Raw genomic sequence first — 22,207 nt, 5'->3', positions numbered from 1 at the left:
CATTGCACATTCTCTCTTTTTATTGCCATAATAAAAGTTAGAGTCTAGCACATTTATAGCTGTTATAGGAGATAATCAGCTTACTTTTTTATAGTAACTGTGGTAATATTAATTATATGAATAGATTTAGAGAAGGAGAATCATAACATGGACGCTACTACAACGAATTCATTTGCATCTTTTACTGAGCTTTTAAAGACCAGAAGATCTGCAATGAAGTTTATTCCGAATGTAAAGATCAGTAAGCAGGAGCTGGAGGACATATTCAGTCTTGTTAAATTTGCCCCCTCTGCTTTTAACCTGCAGCACGCGCATTATGCAGTAGTTACAGATCCTGCGTTAAAAGAGAAACTCTATGAAGCAGCGTATAGACAGTATAAAGTATTGACCAGCTCTGCCGTTATTATTGTTCTTGGGGATATGGAAGCATATCATGATATCGGACCGATGAATGAAGGAATGCTGAACCTGGGGATTATAGATAAATTTGAATTCGATAAAACGGTTCGGGAAGTAAATGAATTATACGAATCCAGAGGAGACGTCTTTAAGCGGGAAGAAGCAATCCGCAATGCAAGCTTGTCGGCTATGCAGTTTATGTTGATTGCCAAGGATAAGGGTTGGGATACTTGCCCGATGATCGGTTATGATCCTGAAGAGGTTTGCCAGGTGCTTGGCGTTTCGGAACAATATGTACCTGTTATGATGATTACTCTTGGAAAAGAGGATACGAGCAAGCAGAGACCTCGCGGCTACCGCAAACCGAACGGAGAATTTGTTACATATTACGGTGAATAATTTGAATAATAGAAATAGATGAGTGTCAAAAGCCCTTCCCGATTCCGGTCGGAAAGGGCTTCTTTAAAATAACGAGTTTAAGGAGCTGGCTGGACTGGTGCAACGTTTTTTATCAAGTACAGCAGCTATTAACAAAGGGGAGGGAATTCAATGACGTTGCAGCAATTAAAATATGTTATTGAAGTAGCCAATCGGGGTTCCATGAATGAGGCGGCCAGACGCTTGTTCATTTCTCAGCCCAGCCTGTCGAATGCGATTCGTGATTTAGAAGAGGAATTTCAGATTGAAATATTTGAACGCACGAACAAAGGAATCTCTTTATCGAAGGAAGGGACTGAGTTTCTTGGTTATGCTCGTCAGGTGGTAGAGCAGGCCGAGCTTTTAGAGACACGTTATGGAAATAAGAAGCCTTCGCCGCAGCATTTTTCAGTATCTACGCAGCATTATGCATTTGCAGTCAATGCCTTTGTGAACCTGGTTCGAAAGTATGGACAAGAGGAGTACGAGCTTGCGCTGCGGGAAACCAAAACATATGAAATCATTCAAGACGTAAAAACACTGCGCAGTGAAATTGGAATCTTATATATGAACGAATTCAACGAGAAGGTGATCAACAAGCTGCTGAAAGACGCCGGTTTGCAGTTCAACAGTCTGTTTACGGCTAAGCCGCATATTTTCATCAGCATTAAAAACCCGCTGGCTAAACAATCTGTCGTAACCATTGAGCAGTTGGAGAATTATCCGTATCTTTCCTTTGATCAGGGAGAATACAATTCGTTTCATTTTTCAGAAGAGATTTTGAGCACGTTGTCACGTAAAAAAAGCATTACAGTGAATGACCGGGCAACTTTATTCAATCTGTTGATCGGATTGAACGGGTATACCATTTCCACTGGTGTGCTTAGCGCTGATCTAAATGGAAATGAGATCATTCCAGTTCCGCTTGAGAGTAAAGAAAGCATCAATGTTGGGTGGATCAGTCATAAAAACATTTCATTATCCAAGCTGGCCATTTCGTATGTTGAAGCATTGCATGAAGCTATAGCGGAGAACTAAAGACTATAACAAGGGGATGTCTTAAAAGGTCCGTAGACCTTTGAGACATCCCTTCTGTCTGCTGAAAGACGCTTCAGGTATGAATCATTCCTCCGTGCTCTTAGCAGTATATTTTCGAATCAGCGATATTTGTCCGGCGTGCATACCCGTGTGATACATCAGCCTGCCCACCGCTTCAAGTGGTGTAGAGACACCCATCGGAGATTTGACGGGTTCCGTCCATTTTTCCTCAGGCAGTTTTTGCATCGCTTGAATGATATGCTCGTTTGAGGCTTTCAAGATGGAAAGGAGTTCTTCGAGGTTCGTAAAATCATCCCCGGCTTTTGTCGCTCCACGTGAGGTAACAATGGCAAGCCCTTCTGGCATCGGTCGATTAAAAAACCATTCTGCAAACATATATTCAACCTCTGCGTTATGGCGCAGCATGTAGCCAATAGAAGCATGGCCCAGCTTTAGCGGCAAATCTTTTTCCGGGAGATTTTTGACGGACTGATGAAATCGGTCCTGAAGAGCATTCCAGATGTGAGATACAGTATTAAATGTCACTTGTGTCCGTACTCCTTTCAAGGTTTTATATGGATGCTTCAGACATATGTCCATCCCTTGAGACAAGGTCAAATCGGTTGCCCGATAAATCGATGTCAAACGCTTGACCGAAACCGACCACATAACGCCCTTCATGTACAGTTAGCTCAAACAGTGAAAAATCCAATCCCTGAAGCATTCGAATCATACTTTCCCCAAAGATCTGACCGAACAAATCAAAGATATCTTCGTATCCTTTGTTTCCTAGATTGATGGCTGTACAAGCGAATCTTGCTCTTTGACGGGCGAACAGATTTCTGCATTGCATCTCGTCTTCGATAAACATGACGTCTACAGCTGGATGATTCTCGATGTGATAATAATGATTGGCGATTTTACTGATGTAGATGTAGAGCTTACCGTTCTTTTTTACAAAAGGGGCATAGGAGATAAACGGCTGTCCATCTTTATTCACCGTGCTTAACATGATTGTTTTTGTGTGATCTGTAAACGTTAAATATTCCAACTTGATTTTTTCTTTATCCAATGGCTTCATAACTGATCCCTCTACTTTTCTTTAAAATATGAATGCGTGGGGTGGAACTACTATCAACATATTCCACTTCCGATTCAACGCCGTATACTTCACGAATCAAATTCGGGGTGAGCACTTGCTGTGGAGGACCGTAATCATGAATGATGCCGTTTTGTATGACAGTGATTTTGTCACTATAGGCACTTGCATGATTTAGATCGTGAAGGACCATAACGACCGTCAGGTTTAATTCATCATTGAGTCTGCTTATCAGTTCAAGCACTTCCAGCTGATGCGCAATATCTAGGTATGTGGTCGGCTCGTCAAGAAGCAGTATTTTTGGACGCTGTGCAAGGGCCATGGCAATCCAGGCGCGCTGTGTTTCTCCACCTGACAACGAAACGATCAACCTGTTTTGGTATGGAAACATGCCCGTCTGATCAAGCGCCCATTCAATAACTTCCTCGTCGTTTGAATCGAAGCGTTCATACCATTTCTTGTGTGGAACCCGTCCGTAGCCTACTAATTCTTTAACGGTCATGTCAGCCGGACATGAATTGGATTGACAAAGCATGCACATGATGCGGGAGACCTCTTTGGTGCTAAGGGCTGACAATTCCCGATTAGCAATACAGATACGTCCGCTCGTGCTGGGAATATTGCGTGTTAATCCTTTAAGTATCGTTGATTTGCCGGAGCCATTCGGTCCAATGATGGATACGACTTCTCCTTCACGTACCTTAAGTGAAAAGTTGTTGATAATGGTTCGATCGGCATAACGTATCGTTAAAGATTGGATATCAAGCATATTAAGTTTCCCCCTTACGCATCAGGTAAAGAAAATAAGGTCCTCCAAGCATAGACATCACAATGCCGGCTGGGATTTCAGTCGGTGCGAAAGCGGTTCGTCCCGCTGTATCTGCAGCAAGCAGTATCAATGCTCCGAGCAGAAGGCTCATCGGCAATGCTTGCTTATAGTCCGAACCGACGAGCAAACGGGCAATATGCGGAACGATGAGGCCGACAAAACCGACTAGTCCGACAGTTGACACAGAGATGGCAGCCAAATAAACGGCTACAAATGAAAGCGTAAATCGGATGCGATTTAAATTTTGCCCGAGATTATGTGCAACCTGTTCTCCTAACCGTAAGATGTTGGCTTGCCGGATACACAGCAGGGCTGCAATCCATCCGATGAAGGAATAGAGGAGCAGCACTTCTACAGCATTCATCCCTTTGCCGGATAAGCTCCCGTTCAGCCATTGCAGTGCAGAGGGGAGCTTATCGCTGTAAAGTAACGACAACAGCCCGATAACTCCGCCGAATACAGCGTTGACGGCTACACCGGACAGAATAATTCGGATCGGAGTGAATCCGGTTTGCCGGTTCCAAGCCCATGTATAGACGAGGAACGCTGCAATCAAGCCGCCGACAATCGCAGCTAATGGAACCAGTGACACGTATTTGGGTTGAGCCAGCAGGATAAACAGTACAGCTACTGCGGCTCCGCTAGATACCCCCGTAAGACCGGGATCTGCCAAGGGATTCAGCATCACTGCCTGTAGCAATGCACCTGACGCCGCCAAGTTTGCTCCGATCAACAGAGCGAGCAACACTCTCGGAATGCGGATATCCCACAAAATGGTACGGTTGGCTTCATCTCCACTTCCAAACAAGGTACTTATCGTATCTGTCGGAGATAACTGTACACTGCCCAGGCCGATGGAAAGCACCACGGCTGCGATCAAAGCCAAAGTGGTGATTCCGAGAAGCGCAGCTTTTTTCAATGGTTTCTCCGTCACACTGTATTCCTCCGTATCAGTTGTACAATATGTTAAACAGCTCTTCGTATGCCTCAGGAGCCTTGATTATGGATGCAATGCCGAACAGGCTGTTATCGAGCGCAATCAGCTTGTTGTTCTTGAATGCGTTAAGTTTTTCCCAGGCGCCGTTTTTCTTTATATCTTCTTCAAATTTTTTGGCAACTGCATCCGGATCACCATGAGCAACCAATAAAATAACGTCTGGATTTGCAGCTACAACGCTCTCCATATTGAGCGGAATATAAGTTTCCTCCAGCTTGAGCACATCACTAACCACATTCGATGCGCCGAGTTTCTTTACTAAACTGCCTGTGTATGTATTCTCATTCATGAACATAAGTGATTCGGCAGATCCGAACAAAATCATAACTGACGGTGCTTCTTTGCCTTTGGTTTTCTCAATAATGGCGGCTTCTTTCTCGTTGAACTGCTGTAAGTATGCTGCTGCTTTATCTTCTTTCTCGAACAGACGTCCGAGGGTAATCATTGAAAGTTTCAATTCATCCAGTGAATCAGCGGGCAAGTAAGCGGATGGCAAGGATGCGGATTGAAACACTTTGTCCAGACTGTCTTTAATCGATGATGGTCCAAGGATGAAATCAGGTTGCAACTTGGCGATCTGTTCCAGATCCGGTTGGTGGGATGTACCGATACGAGGTACATTGTCAAAAGCCTCCGGCAGTTTGCTGTTTGTTGTTGGCACGCCAACAGGGGTGATACCTAACTCATTTAATAGCTCCGATATCGAGACGGATACCGTAGCTACTTGATCTGGCTTTTTCCCGTTGAATTGCTTCATCAATTCTTCCACCTGTGCTTCATCAACAGTAGAGGACTGCGATTGTACGTTTGAAGCTTTTTCCTGATCAGAGGCTGTTTCAGAGCCTTGATTCGTATTAGCTACTGTTGCTGTCTCAGATGAGGAGACAGGCTGTGACTGTGATGACGTGCTATCGGCAGACGGCGTTTGATTGCAAGCTGCGACGATAATTGCGAGCATGGTAAGAATTAGAGCAGGTTTTATGCGTTTAAACTTCATAAATAATCCTCCTTTATATAATTGATAACGATTATCATTATATTGATAATGATTATCAATATCAATATATATTTTTGATTTTGATGAAATAAATTTTAATGATTTGGTTTGAAGCAGAGATTTGCTATAGCTTAAAGCTATAACCAGCAATAGTTATTTGGAGTTACTCTATAACCGGAGAACTGTGATATCTTTCATATAATGTAAATGCAGCAGATTAATAGTTAAAGGGGATAGTGAAGATGAGTCAGGTTATAGAAAGTGGCAAACAAAGAACAGTTGCACCTTTTAGGCATGATACGGTTGGCAGTTTTTTGCGTCCGGAGATTCTGAAAGAGGCCAGAAACAAATTTGAAAAAAACGAGATCAGTGCGGAGGAACTTGAGCGGGTAGAAGATCGGGAAATCATCAAGCTTGTAGCCAAGCAAAAGTCTGTAGGGTTAAAAGCTGTAACGGATGGAGAGTTCAGACGTTCATGGTGGCATCTTGATTTTATGTGGGGACTGGATGGAGTGGAAAAAGTGAAATCAGACAAAGGTTATCAGTTCCATGGTGCTAAGACCCGTGCAGAAACCGCCCGTTTGAATAGCAAAATCGGCTTCTCCAGCCATCCATTTGTAGAGCATTTTAAATTTCTAAAAGAAGTGGCCGGAGAGGGTGTCATCGCTCGCCAGGCGATACCGGCACCGGCCCAATTTTTTGCAGAGCTTCAGCGTCCGGAGAACAAGGCCAGTACCGACTCTTATTACAGCAGCACAGAGCAATTGACAGCTGATATAGCAGCTGCCTACAATGCAGCTATGCTTGCGCTTTATGAAGCAGGCTGCCGCAGCATTCAGCTGGATGACTGCACGTGGGGAATGCTCTGTGACAAAAATTACTGGAGTTTGATTCAGGAGGATGCAACGAAATTTTCTGACATTGCAGAGCTTTATGCGACTATAAACAGTCAAGCTGTTGCCGGGCTGCCGGAGGATCTCATCATCACTATGCATGTGTGCCGGGGGAATTACCAATCAACATGGGCTGCCTCCGGCGGGTATGAACCTGTGGCAGAATATCTTTTTGGCATCGATCGGATTGATGGATATTACTTGGAGTTTGATACAGACCGGGCAGGGGGCTTTACGCCACTTAAACATTTGAAGGATCAGCAGGTTGTCCTCGGGCTGGTCTCGTCCAAAACAGGCGAGCTTGAAGATAAGCAGGAGATCATTCGCCGCATTCAGGAAGCGGCTCAAATTGTTGATTTGAATCAGCTTTGCTTAAGCCCTCAATGCGGCTTTGCATCCACAGAGGAAGGCAACATATTAACAGAAGAGCAGCAGTGGAAGAAGCTTTCTTTGATTAAAGAGATTGCGGACGAAATCTGGAAATAACAAAAGGTTAGGAAAACCCCTTTGATGAGAACGAACCTCTTTGCGGGATGTGGTTCTCAATCAAAGGGGTTTTTTGTTGTGAAAAATAAGTCTATATTATGATTACGTGAATATATTTATACTAGCTTCCAAAGGGCTGAAGCATTAGGAGGCTCCCAGCCGTTCAATGAAGTGTGGGACTGACGGCATTCATATGTCGAGCCATTGTAGCTTACCTGTGTGCCAACGGTATATGACGTGTTCGGTGCCCACGCTTGAACGGCAGGTCCATCTACGGTTGTTGCGCTTACAGAATTACTGGCGGGTGATTCGTTACCGGCTGCGTCAACGGCAAGAACGGTAAAGGTATAGGCGGTATTTGGACTTAGGCCAGATACGGTGTAGCTGCTGGTTGTGCCTGATACGGTCCCTGCCAATGTTGTGCCGCGGTAAACCTTATAACCCGTTACACCTACATTGTCTGTGGACGGGTTCCATGCAAGAGAAACACTTGTCGAAGTTGGACTGCCATTGACACGCAGATTTCCAGGGGCAGTCGGTGCTTCGTTATCAACTACAGCAGGACTTGTGGTCACACGAACGGCATTGCTGGCATTGGACAAGTTGCCAGCAGCATCTACAGCCTTTACCGTAAAGGTATAGGCTGTATTTGCATTCAAACCGGTTACTGTATAATTTAGCGTTGAGCCGGATACGGTTGTGACAAGATCGTTGCCGTTGTATACTTTATAGCCAGTCACACCTACGTTGTCTGTGGCTGCTCTCCAAGCCAGAGATACAGATGTGCTTGCAACGTTTGAGGAAGCAAGTGAAGAGGGCGCTGTTGGAGCTTCATTATCGACCGGGTTGCTTCCACCGAAATTAACATCAATTACGTTGTAAAATGCATTGGCTGTGTCCGCGATTTCCCAAACAGCCAAGATGACATGATAACCGGTACGTTGTGGTACATTGCACGTATCGCTATACGTGTTCGGAGGACGGGTACCGCCGTGGTCGACGGAGCAGAATGGGGTAAGGTCAAAGGAATCACGTGTCAGAGCAGCGTTCGGATTCCAGTTCGGTTTCGTAATATAATACTTCCAGCTGCTTGTAGCGTGAGCTGCAGTTAACTTCCAGGTAAACGTGTTGGTTCCAGGGGACATATTCACCTTGGTCCAGCGTGTGGCTGACTGCTCATCCAGCTTTGGAAAGATTCCGCCTGCACTTGCAATTTTTCCGTCAGCAGGTCCAGCTGCAGGAAAGCCTTTAGGTGCTTCCAAGCTTTGAGGCTCATAAATGATTGCTCCGCAATCCGTATTTTGACCGTTTTTACATAAGATAGCGCGGCTTCCTGGGCTATCAACCCAACCGTGAGCAGACACTTTTTCTGACATAAACATCATAAAAACTGCAGCAGCAATCATCATACCACACATAGCGAGCAGTTTCGCAATCGTTGAATTAGATGAACGAGTAGTCATTGGATGATCCTCCTTTAATTTTGAAAATATTAAGTTTTTTTGACTTAGTTCCTTGATATCAAAGAATACCTCCCCTCATTATGGATTTAGATGTCCTGGTTGAAAGATATCACCTCCTTATGTATAAGGTTTTATATAAACTCATAAAGAGTCTATATACATGAAAGAAAAGATGAGAATGAAGTAGGATAGAGTCGAATAAAGTAGATAATAGATATGGAAAATAGCAGCGATTAGATTAGGAGTAATAGAACGGAAAAATAGAGGAAGCGGATTTAAAGATTAGGTTGTATTATATTTTTTCTGGAAATCCTGCCCTAATTATATACTTAAATGTGAATTTTGTGTGAACTAATTTTACATTTAATTGAAATTTATAACATTTCGTTAATAATTATAAAGTTCAAAATGACAATTATTAGGTTAATAAAGGGTGGTAATCAATTTGTTAAAACAAGACTTTATGAAAGCTTCATCCATGCAAACAGCCTTTATGGTATAATGATATCTAAGTTTTGGAGCTGGGTAGAGATGATGAGAAGCCTTTGCATGACTAAAACGCTTTCTTTGTGTTGGAAACGTTTTATGCAGAGTGCTTCTTATTTTTGTATATACATAAAAAATGCTTGATGTGCGATTAGGGGGAGTTTGGATGCACCATTATAAAGGTTATATATTTGATCTGGATGGAACGATCTATCTTGGAGATAAAGTGATTGAGGGCGCAGTTGAAACAATTCGTTATTTGCAATCGATGGATAAAAAGCTGCTCTTCTTAACGAACAAAACGATTGAATCCAGAGAAAATTATTTGAAAAAACTGAATTCTTTCGGTATCAAGGTTGGTCTGAACAATATATTGAACCCTGTGCTTGTTACGATTCACTATTTGCAACAGCATCATAACGGAGAAAAGGTGTTTGTGATCGGTGAAGATATATTGAAAAGAGAACTTTTTGAGAATGGAATTGAATTTGCTGCCTCTCCTGAAGAAACGGATGTGGTGGTGGTTTCCTGGGATCGGGGATTTCATTATGACCATCTTGAATTCGCTTACCGGGCGATTAAAAATGGGGCCGATGTTATTGCCACTCATCCGGACCGTACTTGTCCAATGCCGGACGGAGATGTGCCTGATTGCGGCGGGATGATAGGTGCGATCGAAGGAACGACTGGCACGAAGATCAATTTAATTATGGGTAAACCTTCGATATTAACGGCACTGGCTGCTCTTGACATATTGCAAGTGGAAGCGAAGGATTGTCTGATGGCTGGAGATCGGCTGGAAACGGATATTTTGATGGGTAACAATGCAGGAATGAGCACTGCACTCGTGCTTACCGGTGCAACTCAACAGGAGGATTTATCAGCTAACCAGGTTAAACCTACCTATGTGTTGAACTCTATCTATGATATTTACCGCAGAAGTCTTAAAAGTGTACAAATTTAATATTTCAACGTGAAATCAAATATGTTGTTACAACGGGAGAACCGGAGAAGTTGTTTCAACAAAGAGGTGAAGGAAATGAAAATGAATTTGAAAGCTAGCGTGAATGGTGCCGAGCGAATTGCTTATTGCTTGAAACGTAAACCGATCATTACTTCGTTATTGAATGTAGATGAACTGCCTTCTGTTCTTGAGACGGATTCAAATATTGTATTTATTCTGAAGACAGATATTTTTGTCATTGATTCGATTGTTGAACAAATTCGGGAAGCGGGAAAATTGTCATTTGTTCATTTTGATCTGATTGAAGGAATTGGGAAGGACAGAACGGGGATAGCCTACTTGGCTGAAAAGGTCGGAATTGACGGCATTGTCACAACGAAAAATTCAGCGATCACCGAAGCGAAAAAGTGGGGACTGCTTACCGTACAGCGGCTGTTCGTATTTGATTCGGTATCGCTCGATAACGGGATCAGAATGACGAAGGCATCTGGTCCGGATGCTATTGAAGTGCTGCCTGGCATGGTCTGTCAGAGAATAATGGACAGAATTCGTAAGGAATTGGATGTACCTGTCATCGCAGGTGGTTTAATGATCGATCTGGAGGATTTTGATACAGCGTTAAAAAGCGGAGTCATTGGGATATCAACTTCCAGCAAGGAGCTGTGGCGCTGGCAGGATGAAAATATATGATGAGTTGAAGGGATAAAGATTAAACTTATCGCTCCCTTCTGCCGATTTCCAATGTTATACTTGACCACTTGATGGGTAACAAAATAGGGAGCTTGATCCGATAGGAGCAGGCTCTTTTTCTATGGGTAAAAAAAGTTCTTGCATTTTTTATTTAATCGGAATATACTCTTAATTACGGTGATTGAAACAGTCGTTAAAAAACAGTGTTTTTGATGTTACCGTTGACCTTACATCTTCATCATATTTTTTGAGGAAGATACATATTTGCGGTCGTGGCGGAATTGGCAGACGCGCACGGTTCAGGTCCGTGTGGGCTTACCCCCGTGGAGGTTCGAGTCCTCTCGACCGCATCATTCATTATAAAAAGCTCTTGAATTTGTCTTAATGACAATTCAGGAGCTTTTTGCATATTTGCTTAATTTTCATCTGTTATGTTAACAACGTTATTTTCAACAGTTATTTTTATGAAGTTTCTTAAGTTAAACAATGTTATCAAATCTACTTCCTCAACACATAACAAAAATGTTATTCAACTATAGGTGAATAATCAAAATATTGCTTGATAAGTTAAACAGAGTTAGAAAAGCAGAGAAGGCTGTCTCCAAGTAATTTTTGCTTAGGGATGGCCCTTTTCTTTTGGGTATCTTTATTTGAATGTACACTTATTTGCGAGAAATCGGGTGAGTTGTTTGTGTTTTGTTATTCAGAAGTTTGGGAGGAAATTATGGGTGAAGATAAAGAAAGGATAGTAAGGGAGAATCATTATTTATAAAACCTTCCCGTCTTATGATTTGCGTGTTCGATGTGACTTTACAGCGTACCAAAGCCCAGCGAGCACACCGATGCCTCCGCAAATGCTTACGATCCAAATCAGATTGTAGGAGTGCCAGTTTAGCAGAAATCCGATGCCGCTACCAAAAGTCGTACCCCCAAGAAGCCCGAGTGCCATGCCTGTATCTTTATCTACCATAGCTACATTCTATCTCCTTTAAAAATCAAATCTATTCTGTTTTCTGGTATTCCCTAAAAACTCGTGAAGTATGTATACAAATGGCAGATCGTTTTATAAATTGAAGAAAGCTCCGATTTCAAGCCTTGAAGGCTAAATCGGAGCTTTTACATGCATTATGAACGGGGTGATTTCGTCTTCGGATGCAATACACAATCGGCGAACAATACCGATTTTGGAATTCGGAAGAACGCTTCAGCTTTATCTTGAAAAGCGTTAGACGGCAGAGTTCCCTGATGCAGCCATTTACGGAACGTTCCTGGATGTACACCGATCCAGCGGCTTACATCGCTGACGGACAGATCATGCACCATGCAAAGTCCGGTTAGAATTCGGTTGCTTACGGGTGAACGTGTCAGTGTTCTCTTCATAAACCGGGAAGCCTCCGGCTGACAAATGACCGGAGATTTCTCCAACAGCTCTTCTCTGAACAAAATATGACGCGGGTATCCCAAATAATTGCAAGCTTTCTCAAGGTTGTTCTTCCCAGGAATCCGGCCTTCATACACCCAAGCGCTGACGCTTCGGGAAGATACGCCGAGCTCCTCGGCTAACTGTGACAATTTGATATCATTGGCCATCAGGATGGCGAGCAGCACGCGATTACGAATCTGACAGCGGGTCGGTCTGCGGAATCGCTTGACACGTACGCCTTTCCCTAAATATTTTCGGTTGATCAGGGACCACGCCTCGATGGAGTGTTTTTCTCGATGTTGTTTAGTAGGCATAATTCCTCCGACTTTTTTTACCACAATACTACAATATTCGACATGGTATTTTCAATAGGCTTCTCCTATCATTTGTTTCCATTTCGTGTACTTGAGACATTTGGATCATGCCAATCTCTCTGATAAAAGGATATAACTACCAATGTCTATTTAATAATGTTCGTTTTTTATGGAGTTTTATATCTATAACAGAATATAATCAACCATTTAATTAATAAAAAACGAACGATAAAAATTATTATCATTGACATGTTCGTGTTTTTAGGGTAAGTTATGAGATGGGTGTTCAACATAATAACTGGTACAAAATTCGTATAACCCTAATAATATGGTTAGGGGTTTCTACAAGGAACCGTAAATTCCTGGCTACGATCAGGGCTTTTTTCATGCCTGTTCATAGCCGGGGTTTTTATTGTGCCTGTATATTTTCTCAAATGGTTGGATTGAAGCGCCCATCTGTATCCGAACAGTATGAACTTACAGGGGGATAATATGAGCAAGTATGATGTGATTGTTATTGGAGCCGGTCCGGCTGGTATTTTTGCATGTTATGAACTGACGTTGAAGTCGCCGCACAGCAAAGTTTTGCTGGTAGACAAGGGACATAATATTTACCGGAGAAGATGTCCGATTCTGGAGGATAAGATTCAACTGTGTCCACCCGCTGCAGGAAGAAAGGAATTTGCAGGATGTTTGCCTGCCTGCTCAATTACAGCGGGTTTTGGCGGTGCAGGGGCTTATAGTGATGGGAAGTTTAACATTACAACAGAGTTTGGCGGTTGGATGACAGACTACTTGCCTGCTTCCAAAGTGCTTGAATTGATTCAATATGTAGATGATATCAACCTGAAGCATGGCGCTGCTACTGCTTTAACCGATCCTACAACAGCAGCGATTCAAGACATCGAGCAGCGCGGTTATGCGGCGGGGCTTAAGCTGCTGCGTGCTCAGGTAAGGCATTTGGGAACCGAGCAGAACCTTGAGATTATGCGGTCCATTTATGAATATTTAACAACGCGAATTGATATGGTCTTCAGGGCTGAGGTTGAAGACTTGAATACTGTCAAGGAGGACGGTGTACACCGGATCACCGGCATTACCATGAAAGGCGGAGATGTTCACGAGGCCGATTTGGTAATGGTTGCTCCGGGAAGAGACGGATCAGCATGGCTCAGCAGTGTACTGAAGAAACGCAGACTGAAAATGTATAACAACCAGGTCGATGTAGGGGTTCGGGTGGAGACGCCGGACATCGTAATGCGAGAAATTAACGAGCATTTGTACGAAGGAAAGTTTATTTTTAATTCCTCGGTCGGAACTCGTGTGCGTACGTTTTGCAGCAATCCGTCCGGTCACGTCGTTGTAGAGAATCATAGCGGCGTTATGGCTGCTAACGGGCACGCTTATAAAGATCCTACACTTGGTTCATCCAATACGAACTTTGCTCTTCTCGTATCGCATAAATTTACGGAGCCGTTTGATAAACCGAATGAGTATGCTCGGGAAATATGCAAACGGGCGAATGATCTATCTAGTGGAGGAGTTATCGTGCAGAAGTATGGTGATATCCTTCGCGGTCGCAGATCTACTGCGGGGAGAATTCGGGAAGGTTTTCTGGAGCCGACCTTGAAGGAGGCTGTTCCGGGAGATTTGGGGCTAGTGCTTCCGTACAATACGATGAAAAGCCTTGTGGAAATGATGGAGGCTCTTGATAAAGTAACACCCGGCATCGCCTCTGAGCATACGCTCTTTTACGGGGTGGAAGCGAAGTTTTATTCAGCTCGTCCGAAGCTTACGGACACATTTGAATCGGAGATTCAGGGGCTGTATTGCGGCGGCGATGGCGCCGGGATCACCCGCGGTCTCGCTCAGGCTGGAGCGGCAGGAGTATGGATTGCGCGTAACATGATTGAACGGATGGGGGAAGTGTAAGCATAAAGAACCAATAGATATACAGCAGAAGGACGAGCCGCCAAGCTCGTTCTTTTTTATATGTCTTGTAAGCTATTGTTTCATTTACAGCTAATGCTTGAACTAAGGAGGCATGAAAAAGAGTGATGAAGTCTTTTCTTCTTGCGTAAGCGATTTCCTTTTCCGCTTGGTAAAGGTATGATAGTACAGGAGACATTTTTAGTGACGAAAGGAGCAGAGCATGATTAAACATATCGTTTTTTTCAAATTAAAAGAACCGACTACAGAAAATATCGAACGGACCGTGCAGGTACTGCGTGATATGGAGGGCAAGATTCCCCAGCTCCGTTCTCTTGAGGTAGGAAGTGATATCGTTCGCTCGGATCGTTCCTATGATCTTGCTTTGATTTCGGAAGTGGATTCATTGGAAGATTTAAAGGCGTATCAGGTGCATCCGGTGCACCAGGAGGTTATTCGTTATATTAACGAAGTTAAAGATGTTTCGATTAGTGTGGATTTTGAAGTATAACGAGTTGATCGTTCATACATTAAGCTTGGAATGAATCAATGAATCTATGATTATAAACACATACAAGATTATGCTAGAGGAGGGTCAAACGTGTATTACGTTAACCAGGAACAAATTGAACGTCGACTGAACGCCATTCCCGAAATTTCAAGTGGACTCAGGCAGGCGGCCGAGTCTTGGGACGGCAGTCTGGTATATGGACTTGTGCAGGAGCGTGCGCTTCACTTGGCGATTGAAATTGTGACAGATGTAGGCAGTTATTTAATCGATGGCTTTATTATGAGAGATGCCAGCAGTTACGAGGACATTATAGATATAACGCATGAAGAGAAAGTGATGAGCGATGAAGTTCACGCTGTTTTGACCGAACTGGTTCGGCTGCGAAAGCCGTTGGTTCAAGAATATTATGATTGGCAACGCCACGACCTTCATCCGCTTTCATCTGTCCTACCAAACATATTGGAGCAGTTTGCAGCCAGCGTCCGTGATTATCTTAAGCGGGAACTGTAAACAGCATGATATAAGTCAGTGGCTGAAATCGACGTTACATATATTATAATCAGAATAAGTCTTCGCGCAGGAATTGTCTGTGCGAAGGCTTTTTTGACTTTGCAGGAAGAGAATTCATCATAAAAAAATGCAATCCTTGTGTCAAAACAAGCCCATTGTGCTTATAATGCATCATGCGACTAGGCATTCGCCCGGTCAGCCAGGCAATAGGGAGGGTGGACATATGGCGGAATGGAGTGCACTGGCGGCTGCAGCGGGCATCCTGCTCATTGCTGCTGCAATCATAGGCATTATGCTGTCGGTCAGACGAACGCTGCTCCGAACAGAAGCAGTGCTTGGAAAGCTGGGGAGGGAGTGTTCACAGCTATCGATGGAAGCCAGAAGAGTGATGGATCGGGCTTCGGTATGTCTGGACAGCATCCAACGTCAGCTGGAAGCAGGTGAATCCATTGCAGCATCCATAAGCGAGGCAGCGTCTGCCGTAGCGAATACAGCTAGTGCGGTTCATTCGGTCAGCAAGCGGGCATCAATGGCCGCAGTTGAGCATATGGAACGGGCTCGTTTGGAGAACGAGCGCCGCATTGGTGAAGTGTTCCGCTGGCTTGATGCAGGCATGACGCTCTGGTACACATGGAACCGCCGCACCTCCAAGTCAGGCGGGCGGGCGGGCCAACTAGATGATGAAGGAGAGATGGACGAATGAAAGAGAAGAGCAAGGGCATTTTGATTGGGGCTTTGATCGGAGGAATTGCGGGCTCTGTCACAGCCCTTCTGTTCGCACCGAAGGCGGGCAAGGAGCTGCGTCAGGATATTGCAGACGGTGCTCGTCAGGTTGGCGGCAAAGTCCAGGAAGTTGCTGGGAAAGTTGGTGAGCAGGGGATTCAGCTGATCGGGACAGTAACGGACCGGGCAGAGGGTGTTATTTCCGACATTCAGGCCTGGAAAAATAAAAAAGAAGCCAGTTACGAGAATGAAGGGAGGGAAGCCCAAGTATCTTCGGCTAAGGATCATGATTTCGAAGATCAAGATGTATTCATTAAAAGCTGAACATAATATGAACATACAGTCAGTCAACAGCCCTGATAGACCCGGATAATGGGATCGTTCAGGGCTGTTTCAAGTGGAGAGATGAGCTTGTTTTTGAACGATATTCCCCTTGAGATTGTAAAGAAATCCGGCTGTGCCCGGTTTTGTCAAAGTTGAAGACGATACAGAATTGGGTTAAGATCTAGGTACGTTTCATATGGAAATAACATATGGTAACACAGCTACAAGATCAGAATAATGACAAGAAGGAAGCGTGTGTTCGTGCAGCAAGCAATCGCAATACTAGATTCGGGTGTAGGAGGGCTGACTGTTGCTAAAGAAGTGATGAGGCAGCTCCCAAGAGAGAAAATTATTTATTTCGGAGATACTGCTCGTGCACCTTACGGACCCCGTACCCCGGAACAAGTCCGTTTATTTACGGAACAAATCGTAGACTATTTACTTCAATATGAACCGAAAATGATAGTGATCGCTTGCAATACGGCAACTGCGGCAGCGCTGGATCATATTTCGGAAAAAGTGTCTGTTCCGGTGATCGGCGTCATCCATCCGGGAGCTCGCGCGGCGATCAGTGCAACAAAAACGGGGCATATCGGTGTTATCGGTACGATCGGAACAATAAACAGTGGGGCTTACACGTTAGCACTCAAGCAACTGTCCCCGTACGTGGAAGTGGAAAGCCAGGCGTGTCCTGCTTTAGTACCGCTTGTTGAACATGGCCTGTTCCGTTCCGCTGAATCGTTTCAGGTCGTCCAGGATTCTCTCGAAGGCATTCAACAATCAACGATTGATTGCCTTATTCTTGGATGCACTCATTATCCATTCTTGATGGATACGATACAGCAGGTAATGGGGCCTGCTGTGAAATTGATCAGCTCGGCGGATGAAACAGCTCGTGAAATCAGCACCATTTTATATGATAAGGGCAAGCTTTCAGCTGGTGAAGAACTGCCAATCCATCAGTTCTTCTGCACAGGTGATGCTGAAATGTTCCAGAGCATTGCGACTGATTGGCTTGGAGAACAGATTAAGCGAACTCCTGTCGTATGGCAGGTCACCAAGCTATAAATTTCATTTCACATTCGTTAAGACAAGCCGAATTCCTGTAGAGGAGTTCGGCTTCTGTCGTCCCATAGCGCTTTTTCTTTCGGACATTTCGTACAACCCTTGCTACATATACATGCATTTAAGACGGTTAAGCAAATAGGCGGGCGGCGCTTTGCTGCCGGAAAGGAATCGTGTTATGCGGCAGTATATCGTACGTAAAGGGGATACACTTTTAAGAATTGCGGCGAGGTATGGCTTGGCTAAAGAGCAGCTTATTACCGCAAATCCATGGGCCGGACAGCAGCCTTATCTATTGCCGGGTCAATTGATGTTTTTTCCGGCGTCATTACGGCGAAGATATGTGATTCAAGAGGGAGATACGGCTGAACGTATTGCTCGAGCATTTCATTTTCAGCCAGAGGCGTTGGAGGATATGAACCCAGGCATGTCTATTTATACTTTTCCCATCGGTAAAACAATTGTACTTCCGCCTTCAGAGTCTGAGCATCGGATCAGACTGTTGGGGGAGTATGGGCCGAGGGAATTGGCAATGGATCTGGATGCGCTCGCAGCTCAATATTCTGTAATCGAATGCAGTACAATCGGGGTTAGCGTTATGGGCAAGCCGCTGCATGCGGTGAAAATCGGTGTTGGTGATAAGCATCTTCATGTGAATGCAGCATTACATGCGAATGAATGGATAACGACTCCTTGTTTGCTCAGATTTCTGGAAAATTACGCTTCGGCTTTAACGACTGGTCATCCTATCGATGGCTGTGAACCGGAAAAATGGTATCAAAACTATACATTATGGCTTGTTCCAATGGCTAACCCGGACGGCGTTGAGCTTGTCCAGGAGGGGGCTTTGCCGGATCATCCATACTATGAACAGTTATTGCGCTGGAATAATGGACGAAGCGATTTTCGGCGGTGGAAAGCAAACATTCGTGGGGTTGATCTGGGGGATCAGTTTCCTGCCCATTGGGAGGAAGAAGTAGAAAGACGAGGTAAGACAGCTCCATGCCCGCAAGATTACGCAGGTAAGGCACCTCTGTGCGAGCCCGAGGCAGAGGCTATAGCCAAGCATACGCTTGAGGTTTCTCCCCTTAGGGTGATCTCCTTCCACAGTCAAGGTCAGGAGATATATTGGAATTATAGAGGATATGAACCGCCGGAAAGCGAGAAATGGGCAACAGTTTTAGGAAAGGCAAGCAGTTATCGGCCAGTCAAGCTGCAGGGAAGCGATGCGGGGTATAAAGATTGGTTCATACAGCATTTTCGCAAACCGGGATTTACGGTTGAAATTGGGCGGGGAATGAATCCTCTTCCGGTAGAGGATTTTGAGGACCTGTGTGTAGAGGTAAGTTCAGTAATGGCTGCATTCATGTCGCTGGATTGAAATGGGAATGAAACTTTTTTTGTAAAAATGCGTAATCTATATAAGGGGAGACAGCTGCCGAGTTCAAGGTTTTTTATCGATCCGGTGGTTGTCTCTTCTTCATACATGCTAGAATCGGGTATAAATATAGAAGAGGGTTGATTAAAAAGATGGGAGGAAAGCGCCAAATGAAATGGAATAAACTGTTCTCGCTCCGGCGTTGGTCCCACGTCTTTAAGCGTATTTTCACATATTTGATTTCATCGCGAATCTCCATAGGAGACAAGCTGTTGTTCTTTATTCCAGTGTTGCTGTATTGGGTACTTCCCGACGCTATACCGTTTATGCCTATTGATGACATCGGGGTAACCATGCTGCTGATGAACTGGTTCGTAGGACGAATTGAACGAAAATATCCGGAACTGAACTCGGACAACCCCAATCAGCTTCCGCCGTCTCGTTAACGAAAACGTTGCTTGCGAAAATATGCCATGAGGGTTAAAATAAAATATTGAATAGTTGAATGAGAAAATGACAGCGGCCATCAAGGTCGTGTATTAAAAGAGGGATAACTAGACATGGCAAATGATATTCGCGTATGTGAAAAGTGCAAGGCTACTTCACTAAAAACGATTATTCCCAAATTGAAAAAGCTGGCACCCGATGCTGATATTAAAGTAGGCTGCAAGTCTTACTGCGGGCCGTGCAAAAAGCGTGCTTTTGTTTATGTGAACGGTCGTTACATCAGCGCTCCAACGGAGGACGAAGTAATAGAGAAGGCAAAGCCTTTTATCAAAGTATAAATTTTATTTTTAACATGACACAAGTTAGAACGGTCAATTATTTCCCTTTTCTTCCCGTATAGTTCCTCTCGAACCCATCCATGCTAAGGATGCAGCAGGAACTTTGAAATGAGAAGGGAGCAACCTTTATGAACAGTCATGATTCCAGCCTTCAGTCGAACAATCCGGCAAACAGTGCTTTGGACTCGGTGGAGAAATTGCATCGTTCGGTTTCCTCGGCGTTGTCTCACCCCACCGATCAGATGATCGAGCAAGCGCAGAACTCTTTGGCTCATACCGAGCAGGCTGTTCGTCAGGCTAGGGGAAACGCCAATAAGCAAGCTGTTGAGCTCGCAGAAGAGATGCTCGGCGAAGAGAAGGAGCGTCTGTCCAAGCTTCATTCAAATCAAAGATAACATGTATGCTGTGCAGCCCGCCAAGAATAATCTTGGCGGGCTTTTAGCTATTTCTTATCGGGTGATGAAGTTTTAAACTGTTTGAGCAGGTCATACGTGATAACCTGGTCCGATAGGTTTAACATTTGTTTAGTTTCCTCGTATCCAGCACGACAAGCGTTAACATCGGTTGGTTGACGTGTCGACAGACTGTAGCAGACGCCCTTTTCAAAGCTGCCGGATTCCTCAGGAATATAAAATACCTCGTTGTTTGAGAACGTCCCGCTACGAAGTGGAATCAGGCGTTCCTGATTTTCCAGCAAGCTGTCTCCCATCAAGAAGTAATTCTCTTGCGAGATGCCGAGCAGATGATAAATCGTTGGGGCGGTGTTCATCATCCCTGCTGGTTCTGGATAAACGCCGGCATGGTCTCCATCGGGCAGGTGGATCAAAAGAGGAACCTGATTCATGATTTGCTCCATGTCGAGATCATTCAGCGGACGGCCCAGAAATTGCTCATACATCGCTTGGTCTTTGATGGAGTTATCGTGATCTCCATAAATGACCAAGATCGAGGTATCCCATAGTCCTTGAGCTTTCATCTGTTCCATGAACTTGCCCAGCGCTTGATCAACATAATGCATGGATTGTAAATAGTCCCCGAACATCGTTCCCTCAAATTGGCCGGTATCGAGCATTTTTTTCTCTTTCGGCAATGTATATGGATGATGGCTCGTTAATGTAATCAGAAAAGAGTAAAACGGCTCAGGCACGTCTTTCATCATGTTCAGCGACTGGTTGAAAAAGGATTCATCGCTCACCGACCAGCCGAGCATTTCATCTTGCTTGAAATCTTTTTTGCTGTAATAACGGTCATAATTCATTTCCTTGTAGACGTTATGCCGGTTCCAAAAGCTGCTGTCATAGGAATGGTATACATTAGCAGCATAACCGTTCTCTTTTAATATCGTCGGTATCGTGTCGTACTCATGGGAAGGATAGCGCGTAAATACCGATCCTGCCGGAAGCGGAAGCAGAGAGCTCTGGGTTACGAAATCTGCGTCCGAGGTCCGTCCGAGCGCGGTTTGATGATAAAAATTGCTGAAGTACATACTTTCTTTCATAAGCTCGTTAAAATTTGGAGTGATTTCTTGACCGTTAATTTTTTGATTGACGACAAAATTCATGAATGCCTCGGTTTGAATCATAATAACATTGCTTCCTTTGTACTGGCCAAACGAATCACTTGCCGTATTCCGATTTGCTTTTTTTTGTTCAAACCATTTCCGATGGTTCTCCACTTCCTCAGAAGGCAAAGCAGGCTGAAGACCTAAATGGTCTTGGGCATATCGATAGACGTCATAACCATGAAATGCAATCAGACCTGTGACGTTATAAAGCGTGACGTTCCACCAATTGGCTTCAAACAGACCGGCTGCCCAGGTTTCGGCACTTTTTTTAATCGGTACAAAAGTGAGCATCATTCCAAGCAGCAGTACGAGCGCGCCTGTAATGAATCTTCGAATTACCGTTTTACGGCGAGAGCTGGTGCCGTAGGTGGGGGCGCTGATGTACCCCCGCTCCTTTTTTTTGCGAAAGACCAGAGAGACTGTTAAAGGAATCAGTACGATCCAATCGATAAAAAAGAACAGGTCCTGCCAGTATATAAGGGATCTGATGCTTTCACCCAATGATCCGACCTGACCGGCTTGCAGAAGAATCGGAACGGTAATAAAATCTTCGAAATAGCGGAAAAAGACGAGATCAGCATATATGATTCCGGTCAGGATCATATTGAGCAGCATTAGCGCGCTGATCCTGCCTCGTTTGGGCAGCCAAAAGGTCCAGAAAGATACAAGGAAGAGTGAGCCGATGGCAATGATATAATCGACCCGGTTCATGTCGATATTTTTGACTTGCAGACTATAGTGCATGAGAACAAGCTTGAGCAGCATGACTACGATAAATAACATGTAGGTAATGTACCGGTTTTCCAAACTGCGGCTTAGCCGGTACTTTAAGCCTCCAGATGACAATGTCAGCAAAAGTAAAGCCCCCTCCTTAAGGTTATAAAAGCCTTGATTTAACGATTCTATTTCACACGAAAAGCATG

24 protein-coding genes, 1 tRNA gene and 1 riboswitch are annotated in these 22,207 nt (G+C 44.3%); of the genes, 16 read left to right on the top strand and 9 right to left on the bottom strand.

Annotated features, from left to right (window positions below):
• The first annotated feature begins 147 nt into the window (after positions 1-147).
• Both C8268_RS03280 and C8268_RS03275 read left to right on the top strand, forming a co-directional pair.
• A complete protein-coding gene (locus C8268_RS03280) occupies positions 148-798 on the top strand; it encodes a nitroreductase family protein (RefSeq protein WP_106766356.1) in 651 nt (216 codons plus the stop codon).
• Between the two features lie 150 nt (positions 799-948).
• Positions 949-1,854 carry a LysR family transcriptional regulator gene (locus tag C8268_RS03275; protein ID WP_106766355.1) on the top strand — a complete coding sequence of 302 codons (906 nt, stop codon included), beginning with the start codon at positions 949-951 and terminating at the stop codon, positions 1,852-1,854.
• 84 nt (positions 1,855-1,938) lie between these two features.
• On the opposite strand, the gene C8268_RS03270 is transcribed toward C8268_RS03275, so the two are convergent.
• The 5 genes from C8268_RS03270 to C8268_RS03250 are packed head-to-tail and all read right to left on the bottom strand — an operon-like array spanning position 1,939 to position 5,776.
• Positions 1,939-2,400: a DinB family protein gene (locus tag C8268_RS03270; RefSeq protein WP_199794805.1), complete on the bottom strand. Its 462-nt coding sequence runs from the start codon at positions 2,398-2,400 to the stop codon at positions 1,939-1,941.
• 25 nt (positions 2,401-2,425) lie between these two features.
• A complete protein-coding gene (locus C8268_RS03265; protein ID WP_106766353.1) occupies positions 2,426-2,935 on the bottom strand; it encodes a HugZ family pyridoxamine 5'-phosphate oxidase in 510 nt (169 codons plus the stop codon).
• A complete protein-coding gene (locus C8268_RS03260) occupies positions 2,919-3,722 on the bottom strand; it encodes an ABC transporter ATP-binding protein (protein WP_106766352.1) in 804 nt (267 codons plus the stop codon). The genes C8268_RS03265 and C8268_RS03260 overlap by 17 nt, the downstream gene beginning before the upstream one ends.
• Position 3,723: 1 nt before the next feature.
• Positions 3,724-4,716: a FecCD family ABC transporter permease gene (locus tag C8268_RS03255; RefSeq protein WP_106766351.1), complete on the bottom strand. Its 993-nt coding sequence runs from the start codon at positions 4,714-4,716 to the stop codon at positions 3,724-3,726.
• A 16-nt stretch (positions 4,717-4,732) separates the two neighbouring features.
• Positions 4,733-5,776 carry a helical backbone metal receptor gene (locus tag C8268_RS03250; protein WP_234032657.1) on the bottom strand — a complete coding sequence of 348 codons (1,044 nt, stop codon included), beginning with the start codon at positions 5,774-5,776 and terminating at the stop codon, positions 4,733-4,735.
• A gap of 242 nt (positions 5,777-6,018) precedes the next feature.
• On the opposite strand from C8268_RS03250, the gene C8268_RS03245 reads away from it, so the two are divergent.
• On the top strand, positions 6,019-7,155 hold the full coding sequence (locus tag C8268_RS03245; RefSeq protein ID WP_106766350.1) for a 5-methyltetrahydropteroyltriglutamate--homocysteine S-methyltransferase: 1,137 nt from the start codon (positions 6,019-6,021) through the stop codon (positions 7,153-7,155).
• A gap of 116 nt (positions 7,156-7,271) precedes the next feature.
• Here C8268_RS03245 and C8268_RS03240 read toward each other — a convergent pair whose 3' ends face one another.
• Positions 7,272-8,618 carry a lytic polysaccharide monooxygenase gene (locus C8268_RS03240; protein WP_106766349.1) on the bottom strand — a complete coding sequence of 449 codons (1,347 nt, stop codon included), beginning with the start codon at positions 8,616-8,618 and terminating at the stop codon, positions 7,272-7,274.
• A gap of 652 nt (positions 8,619-9,270) precedes the next feature.
• On the opposite strand from C8268_RS03240, the gene C8268_RS03235 reads away from it, so the two are divergent.
• From C8268_RS03235 to C8268_RS03225, 3 genes are all read left to right on the top strand, one after another.
• A complete protein-coding gene (locus C8268_RS03235; protein WP_106766348.1) occupies positions 9,271-10,068 on the top strand; it encodes an HAD-IIA family hydrolase in 798 nt (265 codons plus the stop codon).
• An 87-nt stretch (positions 10,069-10,155) separates the two neighbouring features.
• Positions 10,156-10,758, top strand: coding sequence for a glycerol-3-phosphate responsive antiterminator (locus C8268_RS03230; RefSeq protein ID WP_106769819.1), 603 nt, complete (start codon positions 10,156-10,158; stop codon positions 10,756-10,758).
• A 266-nt stretch (positions 10,759-11,024) separates the two neighbouring features.
• A tRNA-Leu gene (locus tag C8268_RS03225) sits at positions 11,025-11,108 on the top strand.
• 434 nt (positions 11,109-11,542) lie between these two features.
• Here C8268_RS03225 and C8268_RS03220 read toward each other — a convergent pair.
• Positions 11,543-11,728 carry a hypothetical protein gene (locus C8268_RS03220; protein ID WP_106766347.1) on the bottom strand — a complete coding sequence of 62 codons (186 nt, stop codon included), beginning with the start codon at positions 11,726-11,728 and terminating at the stop codon, positions 11,543-11,545.
• Positions 11,729-11,883: 155 nt separating this feature from the next.
• Entirely contained in the window at positions 11,884-12,495 is a 612-nt protein-coding gene (locus C8268_RS03215; protein ID WP_106766346.1) for a helix-turn-helix domain-containing protein, read from the bottom strand.
• A 290-nt stretch (positions 12,496-12,785) separates the two neighbouring features.
• A riboswitch (purine riboswitch) is annotated at positions 12,786-12,884 on the top strand.
• Positions 12,885-12,987: 103 nt separating this feature from the next.
• Here C8268_RS03215 and C8268_RS03210 point away from each other — a divergent pair.
• The 10 genes from C8268_RS03210 (at position 12,988) to C8268_RS03165 (ending at position 20,115) form a co-directional block, all read left to right on the top strand.
• Positions 12,988-14,427: an NAD(P)/FAD-dependent oxidoreductase gene (locus tag C8268_RS03210; protein ID WP_106766345.1), complete on the top strand. Its 1,440-nt coding sequence runs from the start codon at positions 12,988-12,990 to the stop codon at positions 14,425-14,427.
• 220 nt (positions 14,428-14,647) lie between these two features.
• Positions 14,648-14,935, top strand: coding sequence for a Dabb family protein (locus C8268_RS03205; protein WP_106766344.1), 288 nt, complete (start codon positions 14,648-14,650; stop codon positions 14,933-14,935).
• 90 nt (positions 14,936-15,025) lie between these two features.
• Positions 15,026-15,445 carry a DUF86 domain-containing protein gene (locus C8268_RS03200; protein WP_106766343.1) on the top strand — a complete coding sequence of 140 codons (420 nt, stop codon included), beginning with the start codon at positions 15,026-15,028 and terminating at the stop codon, positions 15,443-15,445.
• Between the two features lie 223 nt (positions 15,446-15,668).
• Positions 15,669-16,148 carry a hypothetical protein gene (locus tag C8268_RS03195; protein ID WP_106766342.1) on the top strand — a complete coding sequence of 160 codons (480 nt, stop codon included), beginning with the start codon at positions 15,669-15,671 and terminating at the stop codon, positions 16,146-16,148.
• On the top strand, positions 16,145-16,492 hold the full coding sequence (locus C8268_RS03190) for a YtxH domain-containing protein (protein ID WP_106766341.1): 348 nt from the start codon (positions 16,145-16,147) through the stop codon (positions 16,490-16,492). Before C8268_RS03195 ends, C8268_RS03190 begins: the two co-directional genes overlap by 4 nt.
• 261 nt (positions 16,493-16,753) lie before the next feature.
• Complete coding sequence (racE, locus tag C8268_RS03185; protein WP_106769818.1) at positions 16,754-17,560, top strand: glutamate racemase; 807 nt, start codon at positions 16,754-16,756, stop codon at positions 17,558-17,560.
• 175 nt (positions 17,561-17,735) lie between these two features.
• Complete coding sequence (locus tag C8268_RS03180; protein WP_106769817.1) at positions 17,736-18,938, top strand: M14 family metallopeptidase; 1,203 nt, start codon at positions 17,736-17,738, stop codon at positions 18,936-18,938.
• A 167-nt stretch (positions 18,939-19,105) separates the two neighbouring features.
• The gene (locus C8268_RS03175) at positions 19,106-19,381 is read left to right on the top strand and encodes a hypothetical protein (RefSeq protein ID WP_106766340.1); all 276 of its coding nucleotides are present in this window, start codon (positions 19,106-19,108) and stop codon (positions 19,379-19,381) included.
• 114 nt (positions 19,382-19,495) lie between these two features.
• Complete coding sequence (locus tag C8268_RS03170) at positions 19,496-19,720, top strand: YuzB family protein (protein WP_106766339.1); 225 nt, start codon at positions 19,496-19,498, stop codon at positions 19,718-19,720.
• 128 nt (positions 19,721-19,848) lie between these two features.
• Entirely contained in the window at positions 19,849-20,115 is a 267-nt protein-coding gene (locus C8268_RS03165) for a hypothetical protein (RefSeq protein ID WP_106766338.1), read from the top strand.
• 47 nt (positions 20,116-20,162) lie between these two features.
• On the opposite strand, the gene C8268_RS03160 is transcribed toward C8268_RS03165, so the two are convergent.
• The gene (locus C8268_RS03160; protein ID WP_234032655.1) at positions 20,163-22,139 is read right to left on the bottom strand and encodes an LTA synthase family protein; all 1,977 of its coding nucleotides are present in this window, start codon (positions 22,137-22,139) and stop codon (positions 20,163-20,165) included.
• Between the last annotated feature and the right edge of the window lie 68 nt (positions 22,140-22,207).

Origin of the sequence: Paenibacillus faecalis (genome assembly GCF_900289175.1) — a bacterium.
Lineage (GTDB): Bacteria > Bacillota > Bacilli > Paenibacillales > Paenibacillaceae > Paenibacillus_AQ > Paenibacillus_AQ faecalis.
This window is presented reverse-complemented; position numbering and strand designations above follow the sequence as displayed.

Coding starts and splice junctions, on each gene's coding strand:
- C8268_RS03280 (WP_106766356.1), top strand. CDS start 148: ATGGACGCTACTACAACGAATTCATTTGCATCTTTTACTGAGCTTTTA.
- C8268_RS03275 (WP_106766355.1), top strand. CDS start 949: ATGACGTTGCAGCAATTAAAATATGTTATTGAAGTAGCCAATCGGGGT.
- C8268_RS03265 (WP_106766353.1), bottom strand. CDS start 2,935: ATGAAGCCATTGGATAAAGAAAAAATCAAGTTGGAATATTTAACGTTT.
- C8268_RS03260 (WP_106766352.1), bottom strand. CDS start 3,722: ATGCTTGATATCCAATCTTTAACGATACGTTATGCCGATCGAACCATT.
- C8268_RS03250 (WP_234032657.1), bottom strand. CDS start 5,776: ATGAAGTTTAAACGCATAAAACCTGCTCTAATTCTTACCATGCTCGCA.
- C8268_RS03245 (WP_106766350.1), top strand. CDS start 6,019: ATGAGTCAGGTTATAGAAAGTGGCAAACAAAGAACAGTTGCACCTTTT.
- C8268_RS03240 (WP_106766349.1), bottom strand. CDS start 8,618: ATGACTACTCGTTCATCTAATTCAACGATTGCGAAACTGCTCGCTATG.
- C8268_RS03235 (WP_106766348.1), top strand. CDS start 9,271: ATGCACCATTATAAAGGTTATATATTTGATCTGGATGGAACGATCTAT.
- C8268_RS03220 (WP_106766347.1), bottom strand. CDS start 11,728: ATGGTAGATAAAGATACAGGCATGGCACTCGGGCTTCTTGGGGGTACG.
- C8268_RS03215 (WP_106766346.1), bottom strand. CDS start 12,495: ATGCCTACTAAACAACATCGAGAAAAACACTCCATCGAGGCGTGGTCC.
- C8268_RS03210 (WP_106766345.1), top strand. CDS start 12,988: ATGAGCAAGTATGATGTGATTGTTATTGGAGCCGGTCCGGCTGGTATT.
- C8268_RS03205 (WP_106766344.1), top strand. CDS start 14,648: ATGATTAAACATATCGTTTTTTTCAAATTAAAAGAACCGACTACAGAA.
- C8268_RS03195 (WP_106766342.1), top strand. CDS start 15,669: ATGGCGGAATGGAGTGCACTGGCGGCTGCAGCGGGCATCCTGCTCATT.
- C8268_RS03190 (WP_106766341.1), top strand. CDS start 16,145: ATGAAAGAGAAGAGCAAGGGCATTTTGATTGGGGCTTTGATCGGAGGA.
- C8268_RS03180 (WP_106769817.1), top strand. CDS start 17,736: ATGCGGCAGTATATCGTACGTAAAGGGGATACACTTTTAAGAATTGCG.
- C8268_RS03175 (WP_106766340.1), top strand. CDS start 19,106: ATGAAATGGAATAAACTGTTCTCGCTCCGGCGTTGGTCCCACGTCTTT.
- C8268_RS03170 (WP_106766339.1), top strand. CDS start 19,496: ATGGCAAATGATATTCGCGTATGTGAAAAGTGCAAGGCTACTTCACTA.
- C8268_RS03165 (WP_106766338.1), top strand. CDS start 19,849: ATGAACAGTCATGATTCCAGCCTTCAGTCGAACAATCCGGCAAACAGT.